The sequence below is a fragment of the Pseudoalteromonas sp. MMG033 genome (assembly GCF_057197785.1).
Genome location: NZ_CM170070.1, coordinates 893,467 through 911,269 on the forward strand (window position 1 = coordinate 893,467; position 17,803 = coordinate 911,269).

The window sequence follows — 17,803 nt, forward strand, 5'->3', positions numbered from 1 at the left end:
TAGACATTTTGTGGAGATTTTCCCCAAACAAACTAAAATAGACAAAAAAATAAAAAAAGGCTTTGCATTATCAGAAAAACGCTGTATTATGCGCGCCACACCCAAGAGGTGTTACACGAAACATTGTGGCGGCTGTAGCTCAGTTGGTAGAGCCCTGGATTGTGATTCCGGTTGTCGTGGGTTCGAGCCCCATCAGTCGCCCCATCTCCCTCTTATTTCGTGTCTTTACTTAAGCTATCAAAAATAATCCAAAACCATTCTCTTTTTAAACTCTATAACTTTATAATCCTCTGATTTTTATACACTTATATTTTCTTTGACCTACTTTCCCATTGTTTTCGATTGATAATTCTGAAGACTAATTTTTAGATTACGGTTTTTTTTCTAGGCACCTAAGCACCTTACAGTTTATTGGTTTACGCAAAAAAAATGCCACCTAAACTAGGTGGCATTACACACGGGATTATTTCTACTTATAAATAGAAATTCTGTTTAGTTATTTCCAGCTTTTCATCTTGTGACCTTTCAACGCATAGAAAAGAATAAAGATGTAACAAGGAAATAAAATTAAATACGCACTTTGGCTTGACGCAACTGTCGCTTCAGGTCCCTTAGCTAAACCAAGGAATAAAGGACCAAATGCACCTCCAGCAATACCCATAACAAGCAGGCCAGAGCCAACACTAGTCAATTTACCAAGCCCTGATAGTGCAAGAGGCCAGATTGCAGGCCACATAATGGCATTTGCCAAACCACATATTGCTAAAAATAGTACTGCTAACGGCATTTCACCTGCAAATATTACATTGATTGTACTTTCTGGATTTGAAAATGCAATCGCAAAAGACAGTACCATCCCCAAAATAGCCGATGATGCTAAAGCAGTTTGTTGAGATATAATGCGAGGGATCAGTAAAATACCTAAGACATAACCAAATACCATAAAGCCCATTGTATATGAGGTCATGACCGTGTAATTGTCCATGCCAAAAGCAAGCGCAAATGAGCCTATTGTATCCCCTGCGATTACTTCTACAGCTACATATAAAAATAGTGCAACAACACCCAAAGCTAGGTTTGGATGAGCAAGCGCTTCTCTAACAGTGCCTTTTGCTCCAGACTCTTCTTCTTCCGTAATTTCAGGCAGTGGAGAAAATTTAATTGCTAAAGCAAACAAACCAATAAAGGCTGCTAACCCAAGGTATGGTAATATTAGGTTTTGAGCCATTGCATCTTTTTCTGTTTGCGTTAGTGCAGTGTCAGAAACTTCAGTAAAGCCACCTAATACTAATGCAGTAAATACGATTGGCGCTATCACACCTGCCGTTTTATTTAGGATCCCCATCAAACTGACTCGTGCCGCAGCTGACTCTTCAGGGCCTAATCTAACAATATATGGGTTTACTGCCGTCTGTAGTAACGTTTGAGCAATACCCATGGTGAATTGTGCAATAATAAACAAGATGAAAAGCTGCGCTTTCGCTGCTGGAATGTACAACAAAGCACTACCCATCATCATGGCAACAGATAATGCCATACCATTTTTGTAACCAATTTTCTTGATAACTTTTGCCGACGGGATTGCTGTAATCGTCACCGAAATATAAAAAGAAAACAAAACTAATGAAGCTTGAACTGAACTAAGATCAAATAACTGCTGCAAGTAAGGCATCAGTGACCCATTTAACCAAGTCACAAAACCCAAAATAAAAAACATAGCAGCAACTATGGCCAAAGGTATGGCGTTGCTTCGAGGTGTTGAATTCGACACAGTGGCTTCCATAAATTTTTACTCGTTGTTAAAAGTTTATTGTTTTTTGACGGTGCTTTCGATTTACATATCACCATCTAATCGTCATGCCCGCCAAAAATGACAGCGCTGACATTTAACTTTACGTTAATTTTACACGTATTTCTAGTTAGAAATTATACTAAACTGGATTTAAAAAAGGGGCATACGCCCCTATTTTATTTTTTAATTATCAGCTAGTTTATTCTAAACCTGTAATACGGCTGTACTTTTTACCATCTAATGTGGTTCTCAAACGGACATCTGATGAGTTAGTCACTGTCATCGGACCTGAATAGGTCTGCCATGATTTACCCGCATCCAGACTTACTTCAATCGTCAAAAATGAAAATGCACTGTTAGCTAATAGCTGACCATCTTTAATTACCGCGCCTGGCACAGGCAAGTTCACATTCACACCATCTGTAACTAGCCTACTAAGCTCTTTTAAAGCCAGTGTTGCTGAAAACTCTTGCCAGTCAGCAGCGCGTGCTTTTTCATTTGGCAGCTCACCTTCCCAACTTGCTTTATGCCAAGCACGCTCAGCGACGGTCAAGACACGTGGGAACATCATTGCCATCACCTGATCTTCAGTACGGATCGTTTCAGTCCATACCTGCCCTTGCATACCCAAGATATTTTCAGGTTTTTCGAGCTTTGGTAACGGTCGACCAACAAGCGCTTCTAAATTGTCTATTGCTTCGCCATTACGGGTAAAATCTGCGTTTGCATAGACATCATCCGGCATATAGCTAAATGCTTTTTTAGTATCTGTATATCTTGCAGCCCAATAATAGCCACGTTCAGCTGGATGTGCTTCGTATGGATGGTCAAAGTATAAATGTGTACCGTGAGATAGCACGACCTGATAACCATCATTGGCCAAACGGTAAGCCCTGTCTGCTACTCCCCACTCCCAAATGTTATCCCATACGTTAGCGGTGAATACTTGATTAGGGAACTCATCTCGCTTAAACGGGTTCACGCGGTCATACATCAGGCCATCTTCCCAAGCACCTGGCGCGATCCCACGTTTAGCAAAGATTTTCGCGATGCGCTGTGTGAAGTAAGGTTTCAGATCCGCAGGCCCTGCAATGCCATTGTTCGCCTCTTTAAATAGCGCATCACATGCAGGCGATTGCGTCCAAGAACCCGCCCCCACTTCGTCACCACCAAAGTGCAGATTCTCTAAGCGTGTACCAGCCTCTCGATACATGCCTTGCAATTCATAAGTCACCTTTTCGACAAACGCATACGTCGAGTCCATACAAACATTGAATGAATTGTCCGTATAGTTTTGTACCGTTAAATATTCTGACTTATCTTCAGGATCACTCAATAGGAAAGCGCGCGCTTCCGCTTCTTTGCCTTGCTCCATTAATCTGTGATATCTGGCTTCCATCGCTTTGATGGCTGCGCGGGCATGACCCGGACCTTCAATTTCAGGAATGATATCTATGTGTCTGGCTTTAGCAAATTTAAGTAACTTAACAAAGTCTTCACGTGATAAGTAGCCATTGCCTGAACCAGACTTAAATGGACCAGTCCCAAGCTGAGTTAACAAACACGTACGTTCTTCTAAATCAAAGCAGCGATATCCACCAATTTCCGATAGTTCGGGTAAGCCTGGGATTTCTAAACGCCAGCCTTCATCATCTGAAAAGTGCCAGTGGAATTTATTTAACTTGTAGCGCGCCATTTGCTCGACAAGCTTAAACAAGGCTTCTTTACCATGGTAGTTTCGTGCATTGTCATAATGCATACCACGCCAGCCATATCTCGGCGTATCGTCAATTTCAACGTTAGGTGCTTCTACACTGCCATCTTGCACTTTCGTCAACAGTGCTAGCAAGCTCTGTATCCCGTAGAAAACACCCGCGTTATCAACACCGATAATCTCTATTTTATCGTCGTCAATTTCTAGTTGGTAGCTACCCGATTGGCGTGTATAGCGTCCTTCTTCCTCTTCAACTTTTAAGAAAATCGTCGGGACTTTACCTGCTGCAATATGATCTGCTTTTGCATCCAATGTTAGACCAAATTCGCTTAAGTCCTCTTGGAAAACAGCGACTTCAGATTTCAAACGCCCAGCAAAGCGAATCTGCCATTTGTTATCTAACTGCGCGACGCCACGATTAAAGTCGACATTTTGCGGTTTAGGAATAATGCGTTTTAGCGCCGCTTCTTTGTCAACTTTTACAGTATGGGCATTGTGCTCATATCGCCAAGCAGCGTTCGCCAGTGGGGAGTAGTCTAGTGGCTCATTGTGCCTTTTAAGCTGATTTTCACGCTCAATGGGCGCCACAAATGACAACATATCTTCAGTATCTGTATTTGCGAAAATCACTGGTAGTGATTGACCCGATACGATAAATGCTCGCGGCATAAAATCTGTATATGCTGCAATCCACGCCGCAGCTTCAAACTCAATTTTCAGCGATTCATTTGCTGCTAATCCAGCAAATTCAGGGGTTGGGACAAAACGATGTAAATCACCGTTAACATGCTCTATGCGCAAACCTGCAGAGGCTAATGTTTTAATTTTTCGAACTGAGTGTATGTAGATCTGCCAATCACTTTCACCCTTAGGTAAAGCAACATTAGAGTTATTTTTTAATGACATAGAGCCAATGAAACTACCAGCAGCACCATGGAAGTTATTTTCTACAGCAAAAGTGAGGTGTGTATCTTTAGCAAAGGCGTCTAGCTGAGGTTGAGAAAGCAGTGCACTGGCGCCCCACGAGGCAGTGACCAGCGTCGTTGCAAACATATGCGCAAGCATATTTTTTCGTAGATTCATATTAGCTCCTAAAGGCTATTCCTTGAAACCACATTTTAGCAAAAGCTTTTCTCAAGCGGTACGCATTCTGAATTATACGATTTATGATATTGCGCAGCGTTAGGAGATATGTGGCCCAAATTAATAGCATTAACCAACTTATTGTTAGCTTTTCATCATATAGAAGAAAAAATGACAGCGCTATCAAATTTTCAAAAAGCCCGTTTATTCCACAAAAAAACCCGCTCAAGATTAACTATGAGCGGGTCTAATCACATTCAATTGAGGATCACCAAATCTTTACCCTTTCCTCTGGCTTTTTATACATGCCGTCACCTTCCTTTACATCAAAGGCATTATGGAATTGTGGCATGTTGGATAAAATACCAATCACGCGATACTCACTTGGCGAATGTGAGTCGGTCAATAATCGATTTCTCAGATCTTCCTCACGGTACTCTCGACGCCAAATTTGACCCCATCCCATAAAGAAACGTTGCGAACCTGTATAGCCATCAATTAATGGCGCTTCTTTACCTTGAAGTGATAATTTATAAGCTTGATAAGCAACCGTTAAACCACCTAAATCACCAATATTTTCGCCCAGTGTAAGCTCGCCATTGACATGTACGTCGTCAAACGGTTTAAAGCCATTAAACTGATTAATTAGTTGCTTGCCTCTTGCTTCAAACTGCGATAAATCATTATCGGTCCACCAATTACGTAGATTGCCATCACCATCATATTTAGCCCCTTGATCATCAAACCCATGGCCAATTTCATGCCCTATTACAGCACCTATTGCACCATAGTTAACCGCATCATCGGCATCTAAATTAAAAAATGGTGGCTGCAAAATTGCAGCTGGGAATACAATCTCATTATTTACTGGATTATAATAGGCATTTACCGTTTGCGGCGTCATGTACCATCTTGAACGATCGACAGGTTTGCCTAAATCCTCGATCATTAAACGATGTGACCATTCGTTGTAACGAACATAGTTACCCACTAAATCATCCGCATTGATTTCAAGGGCTGAGTAGTCACGCCACTGATCAGGGTAACCAATTTTAGGCGTAAATTTTTTCAGTTTAGCTTTAGCGGCCGCTTTTGTCTGTGCACTCATCCACTCTAGGTCATCAATCGACTTGTCAAAACCAAGGATCAAATTATCGACCATTTTGCTCATACGTGCTTTTGCTTCTGGTGGAAAATGCTCTTTAACGTAAATTTTGCCCAGTAGTTCGCCCAACACATCGTTGCTCGCATCCGCTGCTTTTTTCCACATAGGGGATTGTGCTTCAAGTCCACGTAACGTTTTACCATAAAAGCCAAAATGAAGGTCAACGATTTTACGCTCAAGCAACTCGGCATAATTACTTACCAAGTGAAACGTGAGGTAGGCACGCCACGCATCGATATCCGTGTTATTCACGATGTTAGAAAGCTGCGTAAAATACGACGGCTGAGATACGATGATATCTTCGACGTTAACACCTAAAACAGCAAAGTACTCTGAGATATCAAATCCAGCCATTTGCTTATTCAAATCACTTACAGTGAGCTTATTGTAAGTTTTAGATGCATCCCGACTGTCTACGCGAGTCCACTGCGCTTGAGCGATCTGTGTCTCAAGTGCGAGTATATCTTTTGCAGCTTGCTCAGCGCCTTTTTCATCATATCCAAATTCAAACAAGATATTGGTGATATAGGTTTGGTACGCAGCTCGGTTATTTTTGAATTTCTCGGTATCTTTCAAATAAAAGTCACGATCAGGTAATCCCAGACCAGATTGGAATAAATATAATGCATTGACTGTCGAGTTCTTAGCATCGTTATAAACATACCAAGAAAAAGGAGTCGTTCCGCCTTGAAGTTGTAATTTAGCAATCAGTGCAGGCAACTGGGATTTATTGGTTAACGCTTTTATCGGCGCCAGATAGTCCTCCATTGCAGCAACACCAATTTCCTCTCTTGCTAATTCATCCGTGTAACTTTTATAAAACGCACCTAGTTTGTATTCATCACTACCCGATTCGGCCGAAACATCTTTAGCAGCATTTTCTAAAATAACCTTTAGTGCAGCTTGCGATTTTTCGTGGAGTTCTGTGAAAGAGCCGTAATTTGATTTGTCAGCGGGGATCTCTGTCCTATCCAACCACTTCCCATTCACATAACGGTAGAAGTCATCTTGAGGACGAATTGATTGGTCGATATTTTCAAGCTCAATGCCTGAACTTAATACTTGTTGCTGTACAACTTTACTCGTGTTCTCAGTTTTTGGCTGCTCACTGCAGCCAGCAAGGCCAAGTGCCAAAGCTACACCAATTGCTGCGAATGTCTTGCGCATATATGTCGGCTCCTTTTAATACATATATGAATCATACCTCGCAGCACATTAGATTAGAATCTAAAGCAAGAAAACAATTGTAACGGGTTATTTTTGTACAGCTAACGCATCAATAATAGCCACATTAGCAGCAGGAAAATCAAGTGTGCGAAGTGTTTCAAAATCTACCCATTGGCTAGGTTGGCCTTCAAGCCCTTTGGCCTCTCCTGTAAAATCCTCAACTGTATGAACAACTAAGCGTACTTGCTTATCACCATAATCGTGCTCAATCGTCAGCAAATGTGTAGAGCCTTTAACATTAATACCAATTTCTTCAGCCAACTCTCTTGCTAATGCTTGTTCTACACTCTCAGCAGCTTCCACTTTTCCACCAGGAAACTCCCACAGGCCACCTTGGTGCTGCTCGTCACTGCGCTTACAAACAAAGTACTGACCTTGCTTCAATATGACACCAACAGCTACATTAACTACTTTTTTACTCATCTTTTTTACCCCATAAAAAAAGCGACCTGAGGTCGCTTTTAAATAAATAGCGCGCGTACTAATTAGCTTAATTTGCCACAGCACTGCTTATATTTTTTACCAGAGCCACAAGGACATGGTTCGTTACGGCCTACCTTAGGCTCAGCTCTTGCGGCAATTGCAGCACCTTGAGGTGCTTCACCACCAACAGTTTCAGCTTCTTCATGCTGATACTGCCTTGGCATTTGCTCACTGCGACGATGTTGTTCTTCAACTTTTTCAACGTCTTCTTCAGCACGCACTTGAACTTTGCTTAAGATACCAACCACATCCACTTTCAACGTCTCTAACATATTAGAAAACAGTTCAAATGACTCTCGCTTGTACTCTTGCTTAGGATTCTTTTGTGCATAACCGCGCAGGTGAATACCTTGACGGAGGTGATCCATCGCAGCTAAGTGATCTTTCCAATGCTGATCTAAGCTTTGTAGCATAACGGCTTTTTCGAAGTGGCGAAGGACCTCAACACCGACTTGCTCTTCTTTTTGCTTGTATGCCTTTTCAGCTTCTTCGACAATGCGTTCGCGCAGTGATTCTTCGTATAGTTTACTATCGTCTTCAAGCCACTTAGCAATTGGTAAGTCTAACATTAGATCAGACTTCAAACGCTCTTCAAGGCCAGGAATATCCCACATCTCAGCCAAGCTTTGCGGTGGAATAAAGCGATCAATAGTGCCGTTGAGCACATCGCTACGGATAGCATTCACGGTTTCTGAAATATCACCTTCTTCAAGCAACTCATTACGCTGCTCGTATACGACTCGACGCTGATCGTTAGCAACATCATCATATTCAAGCAACTGCTTACGAATATCGAAGTTGCGCGCTTCCACTTTACGTTGCGCGTTTTCAATCGCACGGTTTACCCATGGGTGTTCAATGGCTTCACCACGTTGCATACCGAGTTTGCGCATCATTGTCGTCATACGCTCACCAGCGAAAATACGCATCAACGCATCATCCATAGACAAGTAGAAACGGCTCGAACCTGCATCCCCCTGACGACCAGAACGACCACGTAACTGGTTATCTATACGACGAGATTCATGGCGCTCTGTACCAATGATATGCAGACCACCCGCCTCAAGTACTTTGTCATGAAGCTCTTTCCATTTCGCTTTTGCTTGCTCGATCTGCGCGTCTGTTGGGTTGTCAATTTTTGCAATATCGTTCTGCCAGTTACCGCCGAGTACGATATCTGTACCACGACCTGCCATATTGGTTGCAATCGTTACATTACCTGGCAGACCTGCATCTGCGATAATGTCTGCCTCTTGCGCATGGAACTTAGCGTTCAGTACGTTGTGCTCAATTTTTTCTTTACGTAAGAAGTGAGATAAGTACTCAGAACTTTCAATCGAGATAGTACCAACCAAAACAGGCTGACCACGCTTTTGACAATCTCTGATGTCTGTCAGAATTGCTTCAAACTTCTCTTCTTGTGTTAAATAAACCAAATCAGCACGATCGTCACGGATCATTGGCTTATTAGTTGGAATAACAACAGTATCAAGGCCGTAGATTGACTGGAACTCAAACGCTTCAGTATCAGCAGTACCCGTCATACCTGATAGTTTGTCATAAAGACGGAAGTAGTTCTGGAATGTAATTGAAGCCAGTGTCTGGTTTTCGTTTTGAATGCGAACACCTTCTTTTGCTTCTACAGCTTGGTGCAAACCTTCAGACCAACGACGACCTTCCATTGTACGACCAGTGTGCTCATCTACGATGATAACTTCATTGTCTTTTACAACGTAATCAACGTCTTTTTGATATAGCTTATGCGCTCGTAATGCCGCATAGACATGGCTCAACAGCGTAATATTACCTGCTGAGTATAATGAATCTTCTTCTTCAATTAGACCATGCTTAATGAGGAGCTCTTCAACATTCACTTGACCACGCTCTGTTAAGTGCGCTTGCTTTGACTTCTCATCAATCGTGTAGTCGCCGTCGCCTTCTACGCCCTCTTCGTCTTCTTTCTCTTGCTGAACAAGCTCAGGGACGATTTTGTTGATCTGTGTGTATAGCTCAGAGCTATCTTCTGCGGGGCCTGAAATAATCAGCGGTGTTCTTGCTTCGTCAATTAAGATTGAATCAACTTCATCCACAACCGCATAGTGTAATGGACGTTGCACACGCTCTTCGATACTAAACGCCATATTGTCACGTAAGTAGTCGAATCCAAACTCATTATTTGTGCCGTAAGTGATATCCGCTGCGTAAGCTTCTTTCTTTTGTGCTGGCATCATGCCTGGGATGTTACATCCAACACTTAAGCCTAAAAATTCAAATAGTGGGCGATTATTTTCAGCGTCACGCTTCGCTAGATAATCGTTTACTGTAATTACATGGACACCTTTGCCCGTCAAGCCATTCAGATAAGCAGGCAAGGTCGCAGTAAGCGTTTTACCTTCACCTGTACGCATCTCAGAAATACGGCCTTGATGTAGTACCATACCACCTATCATCTGCACGTCAAAATGACGCATTTCAAAGACGCGTTTTGAGGCCTCACGAACTGTAGCGAATGCTTCAGGAAGTAATTCGTCTAAGCTGGATCCTTGCTCAAATCTTTGTCTAAACTCTGCTGTTTTTGCTTTTAGTTCTTCATCAGATAGCTTGCTATACTGCTCTTCTAAAGCATTAACTAAAGCGACCGTTTTGCGTAAATTTTTGATCATCCGGTCGTTACGGCTACCAAAAATCTTGGTAAAAATTTTAGTTATCATGTTTAAACCATTTCAATCTTATGTTTGTAAGCCCCGTGCATTCGCGTATTCCCAAAAGGCTTACTAAGTCCTGTTGGCGACAAAGTCGAATTTGTGCTGTGTGCCGAGTTAATTTTCTACCTATCATACCAGACTATGCGCATCTGCAAACCACCTAAGCGAAAACTGTTCCTATTTAATAACATGTCTGTCGCAAAGGCGTTTCAAGAATACACGTAATAACGCATATGATCACTTAAATATTACCCTTCGGATATGACGGTATTGTTTGGTAATTATGCAGATATGGGGATAACACAGGGAAACTTCAAGTAGAATGTATAACCTGTGCTTTTCTTGCCAGTTTCAAGCGAGCTTACAGCGAGTGAAGCAATACCAAATACAAAAAATAAGGTAGACTGTACGCAGTGCTAAAATAGTATTTATGAACGTAATAACGTGATCAAACGTGGTTACTCTGGTCGTCTTTATGGAGTCTCAACATGGCGAAAAATAGATTTGATCCTAAATCACTTTCTGAGCTTGCGCCGAAATGGTCAAACAAACTATCTAACTACGTGGAAAAAGCACAAGATATTGCCGCGCTGCAAGCCCCGTTGAACAAAGCACTCGGGCCCATTTTAAGTAAGAAATGCCGAGTATCAAATTACCACCAAGGTACTTTATGTATTGAAGCAGCCTCTGCAACGCTTGCAACTCGCCTTGGTTATTTGAAAATGGAAATCCTCTCCGAATTCAGACAATCGGGGTTTCACGATTGCAGTCAGGTAAAAATCACCACAAACCCAGAAGCCCAGCAACGTTTGTCCCAACGTCAAAAGAGCCCACAATCAAAACCAGAGAAGCAACACAAACTCAGTGAATCAACGGCTGAGCAATTAACGATGCTCGCGGAATCTGCGCCAGATGGGCTAAAAGAAAGGCTGTTAAAATTGGCAAAGCATGCAAAAAAATAGAGGCTTTAAACTATCAATTAGACAAAAGAAATGACGCTTTCGCGTCATTTCTTATCCTGCTGTAACCTGTTGAGCAGCTTCCAAACCTGGCGCTGGCATGGTAACAGGTTCATCGAAGGTCACCCATTCCCAAGCGTGCTCATTAGCCATTACTTCACGCAGTAGTTTATTATTCAAACCATGACCTGATTTATAACACGTCACTTTACCCAAAATGTTATGACCCGTCATAAACAAGTCGCCCACACAATCCAAAATCTTATGCTTAACAAACTCATCTTTATAACGTAAACCGTTAGGGTTTAACACTTTGAAGTCATCCAACACAACCGCATTATCCATGCTACCGCCAAGTGCTAGATTGTTCGCATGCATGTACTCAATGTCTTTCATAAAACCAAAAGTACGTGCACGGCTAATTTCTTCAGTAAAGCTTTGTGCTGTAATGTCTAAGCCAATACGCTGGCGACTGGCATTGATAGCTGGGTGATCAAAAGCGATTTCAAAGTCGATATGAAAACCATCATATGGTTCAATTTCAGCCCACTTATCACCCTCTTCAACACGTACCGTCTCTTTAATACGGATAAAACGCTTGGCAACATTTAGCTCGGCAATACCGCCTTTTTGCAACAAATAGATGAATGGTAATGCACTACCGTCCATAATTGGTACTTCGGCGCTATCGAGCTCAACAATCAAATTATCGATACCTAAAGCAGCAACTGCCGCAATTAAATGCTCAGTTGTAGATAGACGAACACCATCTTTGTTTGTTAAACAAGTACATAATTGCGTATCACCCACAGCTTCAGGGGTTGTCTCAAAATCGACAACAGGGTCTAGATCTACGCGACGAAACACGATACCCGTATTTGCGCTCGCAGGTCGGAGAGTGATCGTGACCTTTTCACCTTTGTGTAAACCTACACCTGTGGCTTTAACAACTTCAGCAATTGTACGTTGTTTAATCATATATTCGCCCACTTTAAGTTAATAGACCGCGGAGTGTATCATAATTAACACCCCATGCCAATCGGTCAATATTTATCCTAATCTGACTGTTTTCTCAAAAACGCTGGAATATCGAAATAATCACCTTTTTCTTTCTCACCAGACTCTTTTGGTTGCTCAGCCGTTTTAATCGTTTCTTTTACCGAAGCTGTATTGGTATCAACATTAAACCCAGCAGCGGTATCACTAGTTGGTTGTGCTTCAACAGGTTTATTACCTGCGCCACCAAAACTTGGAACAAAGTCTTCATTGGTGTGGCTTGGACCATGCGTGCCTGTAGCCGCTTGACCAGCAAGACCTTGAATGCCTTTATCAACTATGCCAAATTGTGGTTTGCGATCGCCACCTAGGCCTGTTGCAACAACAGTCACTCGTAACTCATCACTCATTTCAGGGTCAATCACTGCACCAACCACCACTGTCGCATTTTCAGATGCCAATGCTTTAACGTGATTACCTACCACTTCAAATTCTTCGATAGTGATGTCCATACCCGCTGTGATATTTACAAGGATCCCTTTAGCGCCGGTCAGGTCAACATCTTCAAGTAATGGACTTGAGATTGCTGCCTCTGCTGCTTCTTGCGCTCTATCAGGGCCTGATGCCGCAGCCGTCCCCATCATCGCAGTGCCCATGGCCGACATCACTGTTCTTACATCAGCAAAGTCGACATTAATCAGACCTGAACGCGTAATTAATTCTGCAATACCTTGTACCGCGCCGTACAGAACATCATTCGCTTTTGCAAATGCGTCTAATAATGTAGTGCCTTTGCCAAGTACTTTCAGTAACTTGTTGTTAGGAATTGTAATAAGCGAGTCTACAATTTCAGACAACTCACCAATGCCATGATCGGCCGCTGCCATGCGTTTTTTACCTTCCAAGTCAAATGGACGCGTCACAACAGCAACAGTCAAAATACCTAATTCTTTCGCAACACGCGCAACGACAGGCGCAGCGCCTGTACCTGTACCGCCGCCCATACCTGCTGCGATAAAGACCATGTCTGCACCTTCAAGGCTTGCCTTGATTGTTTCAACATCTTCTTCAGCTGCACTCTTGCCCACTTCAGGGTTTGCACCTGCACCTAAGCCTTGTGTAATTTGCGTACCTAACTGTACTGTTACGTCCGCTGATGACTTTCTCAGTGCTTGTGCGTCAGTATTTGCGACGATGAAGCGCACACCTTCAATTTCTTGTTTTACCATGTGCTCAACAGCGTTACCGCCGCCGCCGCCAACACCAATTACTTTTATTACGGCTTCTTCGCCGTGTTGCTCCATAATATCAAACATCTTCACTCTCCGACTTGAGCTTTAAAACTCACCTTGGAACCATTTAGTTACTCGGCTCCACCAACCATCTTCGGCATCTACCTTCGCCTTTTGTGCATTTTTGGCTTGCAGCGTTCGGCCATATTGTAACAAACCTACCGCTGTTGCATATGCCGGATCATCAACATAATCTGTTAATCCCGTGATCCCAACAGGTTTTCCTATCCTTACAGGCATCTGAAATATGTCTTCTGCCACTTCCAGTGCCCCTTTCATTTTGGCGCTGCCACCTGTCATGACAACCCCAGCCGCAATTTGGTCTTCAAACCCTGAACGGCGAATTTCTTCTTGAACTAATTCAAATAGCTCTCTAAATCTTGGCTCAACCACTTCCGACAATGTATGTCGCGACATGATGCGTGAAGGTCTTCCCCCCACACTAGGTACTTCAATGGTTTCCTCAACACTGGCCATTTGACTGCTCGCAAATGCGTATTGTACCTTCAAAGACTCAGCATGTGAGAGCGGTGTTCTAAAAATTTTTGCAATATCACCAGTAACCTGATTGCCTGCAACCGGGATCACCGCGGTGTGACGTAACGCACCATTGACATAAATCGCGATATCCATCGTGCCACCACCGATATCAACCACGGCAGCACCCAGCTCTTTTTCATCCTCAGTTAAAACTGAATAACAGGAGGCTAAAGCTGTAAAAGTCAGTTGATCAACTTCTAAACCGCATCGTTCAACACATTTTTCGATATTTTTAGCCATATCATTTGAACAAGTAATGATATGTGCTTTGGCTTCCATCCTCACGCCGCTCATACCGAGTGGGTTTTTAATTCCTTCTTGCATATCAATGCTGTATTCTTGGGGTAAAGAGTGCAGCATTTTACGTTCTGCAGAGATTGGGACAGAGCGTGCAATATGGATCACGTTAGCAATATCATCATCTGTCACTTCTGCATTGTTAATCGCAACAACACCACTCTCATTTTGACACTGAATATGTTTACCAGATATTCCCAAATACACTGAACTGATCCTGCAATCGGCCATTAATTCAGCTTCATCAATCGCTCGCTTAATTGAGTCAGATACTAGGTTAAGGTCATTTACACCACCTTTATCCATACCGTGTGCAACTTGGTTGCCGACGCCAACAATACTTAATTGATTATCAGATGTGATCTCACCGACGGTAGCCACTACTTTTGCAGTGCCGACATCAAGCCCTATCACTAAGTTTCTTTCTGCTGACTTGGTCATGCTTTACTCTTTTCTTTTTTCTCTTGTACCTGAGGGTATCTCCAGCTCACCGCCAGCCCTGTATCATAACGCAAATCAATCACATCAAGCAGTGCTCCGTCAGGTCTTTTTAACAACGGATACACATCTATGAATCTTTGCACTCTTTTGGCTTTTTCTTCTCTACCTAAATTCAGCTTGATGCCATTTTTTAACCACAACTGCCAAGCAAAGCGCTCAGATAAAGCCAAACTGGTTAACTCAAATGAATTAACCGCTAGCATCTCTTTTAATTGTAAAAACGTTTCCCAAGCTTCACCTTCGCTTCCCTCGGGTCCATAGAGCTGAGGTAAACTCGCAGACAACTTATTACTGTCTGCTTGGAATAGTGTACCATTTGTATTTAACAGGGAGTCACTATTCCAATAGGCAACTGGTTTATGTTCTACCACATAAACTTGTATTGTATCAGGCCACTGTTTACGTACAGATACACTTGCAACCCAAGGTAAGTCTCTCACAGCAGCTTGAACAGCTTTTACATTCAATTGAAAAAAGCTGGTTAAATCCGTTTTTTTTATCGCATTAACAATGTCTCTCTCCTCGGTGTAAAGAGGATCTCCTAACACAGTTAATGTCTTAATTTGTGCGTCTCTGTGCTCAACCAGCCAATCACTTACCCAATAAACACTTTGCACTAACATCAATACAACGCCTAGAAAAAAGCTAACTCCTAATGCGCGTGGCCAATTCAGGCTTTTTAACGCAGTAAACGCTTTTTTCATATTTGCGCGCATATTATAACGTTTGCTCCAAAATGCGAACGACTAACTGCTCAAAGTTAATACCTTGTGATTGAGCGGCTTTAGGTACCAAAGATGTCTCTGTCATCCCTGGTACCGTATTTACTTCCAACAAATAGAATTGACCATTTGCATCTTGCATGGCATCAACTCGACCCCAGCCGCTTGCACCAACCAGTTCAAATGCATGTAAAGACATCACTTGAAGCTGTTCAGTATAGGCAGGCGTTAATTCAGCTGGGCAAATATACTCTGTTGTATTTTCTTTATACTTAGCCTGATAATCGTAGAATCCGCGTGGTGTGCGCATTTCGATCACGGGCAATGCTTGTCCGTCAAAAATACTGACCGTAAATTCACGCCCTTCAATCCATTGCTCAACCAACACTTGGTTATCGAACTTAAAGGCATCATTCAATGCTGCAATCAAAGAGCTTTCATCATGTGCTTTTGCCATACCGACACTTGAGCCTTCATGACTTGGTTTTACCATAACCTCACCAAGCTCATTGATTATTGCTTTGGCATCAAAACCACTGTGCTTATCTACTACAGCATATTTTGCTGTACTGAGTTTGGCAGACTCGAATAGATGCTTACAGCGAATTTTATCCATAGCCAGGGCACTGCCTAGTACACCGCTGCCAGTGTAAGGGATCCCCATAAACTCCAGTGCGCCTTGCACCGTGCCATCTTCTCCCCCTCGACCATGCAAAGCAATAAATACACGTTTCACATTCAGTGAGGTAAGTTCAGAAATACTGCGCTGAGCCGGATCAAATGCAATCACATCAACCCCTTGATTTTTCAGAGCATCTACAACCGCCTTTCCCGATGCTAAAGAGACTTCACGCTCAGCTGAATTGCCACCAAGTAAAACGGCTACTTTACCAAATTTGCTCATTGATTCTCCGCTTTTAACTTTTGCTTTGATAACTCAGTTGCAGCTAATTGCTTAACAATCTGACCAATATTACCAGCACCTTGAGTTATTACTAAATCTTTGTCCTTAATCACATCGCCTAAAACGCTCTGCAATTCAGTATGTTCTGCGACATGGATCGGCTCAATCCCGCGCTGTCTTAAACTTCGGCATAAAGCTTTACTATCCGCACCGACAATCGGCGACTCACCAGCTGAGTAGACGTCCAATAAAATCAATTGATCAACTTCACTAAGCACTTTCACGAACTCTTCATACAAATCTCTCGTTCGTGTATACCTATGTGGCTGGTACAGCATAACTAATCGTTTATCTGGCCACCCTGCACGCGCAGCTTGAATGGTAACTGCAACTTCTGATGGATGATGTCCATAATCATCCACCAGCATGACTTCCCCTGAGTCATTATTAAACGTGCCATAGTGCTGAAAACGACGCCCTATTCCAGCAAACTCTTTTAATGCAACTTGTATCGCCGTATTTTCAATATCATGATCTTTTGCAATCGCGATAGCCGCGGTTGCATTCAATGCATTGTGTTTGCCCGGCATATTCAATGTAATGTCTATACTAGAGCCCGATTTATGTATCACAGTAAAACGGCAACTTTCTACATGCTGTACATAATCAACCATGCGATAGTCAGCATCTTCGCTTTCACCATAGGTAATGGTTGGCCTTGCAAATCGAGGCAATAACTCCCTCACCACGGGCGAATCAATGCATACCACCGCTAATCCATAAAAAGGTAGATTATGTATAAAGTCGATATAGGTATCTTTGAGCTTTTCAAAGTCACCGCCATACGTATCCATATGATCAGCTTCAATATTTGTGATCACAGATGCCATCGGCTGCAAGTGAAGAAACGAAGCATCACTTTCATCCGCTTCAGCAATTAGGACATCACTGCTCCCGACTTTGGCGTTACTACCTGCACTATTCAGTAATCCGCCAATGATGAATGTCGGGTCAAGCTGTGCTTCTGCAAAAATGCTTGCAATCAGGCTTGTCGTGGTCGTTTTACCATGTGTACCAGCAACCGCAATACCGTGTCTAAAGCGCATTAACTCTGCTAACATCTCCGCACGTCTTACAACAGGTATACGTGCTTGTTGTGCAGCAACAATCTCTGGGTTTGTCGTATCAATTGCGCTTGAAACCACCACCACATCAGCATCGGTGACATTAGCAGCATCATGGCCAATGAAAATCTCAGCCCCGACTTTTAATAAACGCTCAGTCATCGCATTTTTTGCGATGTCAGACCCTGTGATCCGATAGCCTTCATAAGCTAATACTTCTGCTATACCGCCCATACCCGCGCCACCAATTCCAATGAAGTGGATGGTATTGATGCGTCTCATAGCCCGGCGATATTTAT

General features: G+C 42.7%; 12 protein-coding genes and 1 tRNA gene. 2 read left to right on the forward strand and 11 right to left on the reverse strand.

The features are described from left to right. Positions 1-128 precede the first annotated feature (128 nt). Positions 129-204, forward strand: a tRNA-His gene (locus AC2CZC_RS04255). 292 nt (positions 205-496) lie between these two features. Here AC2CZC_RS04255 and nagP read toward each other — a convergent pair. From nagP to secA, 5 genes are all read right to left on the reverse strand, one after another. Further along, on the reverse strand, positions 497-1,783 hold the full coding sequence (gene nagP, locus AC2CZC_RS04260; RefSeq protein WP_484583952.1) for an N-acetylglucosamine MFS transporter NagP: 1,287 nt from the start codon (positions 1,781-1,783) through the stop codon (positions 497-499). A gap of 208 nt (positions 1,784-1,991) precedes the next feature. Then, the gene (locus AC2CZC_RS04265) at positions 1,992-4,589 is read right to left on the reverse strand and encodes a family 20 glycosylhydrolase (RefSeq protein WP_484583953.1); all 2,598 of its coding nucleotides are present in this window, start codon (positions 4,587-4,589) and stop codon (positions 1,992-1,994) included. 268 nt (positions 4,590-4,857) lie between these two features. Then, entirely contained in the window at positions 4,858-6,921 is a 2,064-nt protein-coding gene (locus tag AC2CZC_RS04270) for a M13 family metallopeptidase (protein WP_484583954.1), read from the reverse strand. An 87-nt stretch (positions 6,922-7,008) separates the two neighbouring features. Next, positions 7,009-7,404, reverse strand: a complete 396-nt coding sequence (gene mutT, locus AC2CZC_RS04275) for an 8-oxo-dGTP diphosphatase MutT (RefSeq protein WP_484583955.1) — start codon at positions 7,402-7,404, stop codon at positions 7,009-7,011. 62 nt (positions 7,405-7,466) lie between these two features. Beyond that, positions 7,467-10,175: a preprotein translocase subunit SecA gene (gene secA / locus AC2CZC_RS04280; protein WP_484583956.1), complete on the reverse strand. Its 2,709-nt coding sequence runs from the start codon at positions 10,173-10,175 to the stop codon at positions 7,467-7,469. Between the two features lie 482 nt (positions 10,176-10,657). On the opposite strand from secA, the gene AC2CZC_RS04285 reads away from it, so the two are divergent. Then, entirely contained in the window at positions 10,658-11,131 is a 474-nt protein-coding gene (locus tag AC2CZC_RS04285) for a DUF721 domain-containing protein (protein ID WP_484583957.1), read from the forward strand. A 51-nt stretch (positions 11,132-11,182) separates the two neighbouring features. Here AC2CZC_RS04285 and lpxC read toward each other — a convergent pair whose 3' ends face one another. The 6 genes from lpxC to murC form a co-directional block, all read right to left on the reverse strand. Next, the gene (gene lpxC, locus AC2CZC_RS04290) at positions 11,183-12,106 is read right to left on the reverse strand and encodes a UDP-3-O-acyl-N-acetylglucosamine deacetylase (protein ID WP_063361415.1); all 924 of its coding nucleotides are present in this window, start codon (positions 12,104-12,106) and stop codon (positions 11,183-11,185) included. A 77-nt stretch (positions 12,107-12,183) separates the two neighbouring features. Next, positions 12,184-13,440, reverse strand: a complete 1,257-nt coding sequence (ftsZ, locus tag AC2CZC_RS04295) for a cell division protein FtsZ (protein WP_063361414.1) — start codon at positions 13,438-13,440, stop codon at positions 12,184-12,186. Positions 13,441-13,461: 21 nt separating this feature from the next. Then, complete coding sequence (ftsA, locus tag AC2CZC_RS04300) at positions 13,462-14,694, reverse strand: cell division protein FtsA (RefSeq protein WP_039608215.1); 1,233 nt, start codon at positions 14,692-14,694, stop codon at positions 13,462-13,464. Next, the gene (locus AC2CZC_RS04305; protein ID WP_063361413.1) at positions 14,691-15,470 is read right to left on the reverse strand and encodes a cell division protein FtsQ/DivIB; all 780 of its coding nucleotides are present in this window, start codon (positions 15,468-15,470) and stop codon (positions 14,691-14,693) included. Before AC2CZC_RS04305 ends, ftsA begins: the two co-directional genes overlap by 4 nt. 1 nt (position 15,471) lies before the next feature. Further along, the gene (locus AC2CZC_RS04310; protein ID WP_063361412.1) at positions 15,472-16,380 is read right to left on the reverse strand and encodes a D-alanine--D-alanine ligase; all 909 of its coding nucleotides are present in this window, start codon (positions 16,378-16,380) and stop codon (positions 15,472-15,474) included. Next, the gene (gene murC / locus AC2CZC_RS04315; protein WP_484584841.1) at positions 16,377-17,786 is read right to left on the reverse strand and encodes a UDP-N-acetylmuramate--L-alanine ligase; all 1,410 of its coding nucleotides are present in this window, start codon (positions 17,784-17,786) and stop codon (positions 16,377-16,379) included. Before murC ends, AC2CZC_RS04310 begins: the two co-directional genes overlap by 4 nt. Positions 17,787-17,803: the final 17 nt, after the last annotated feature.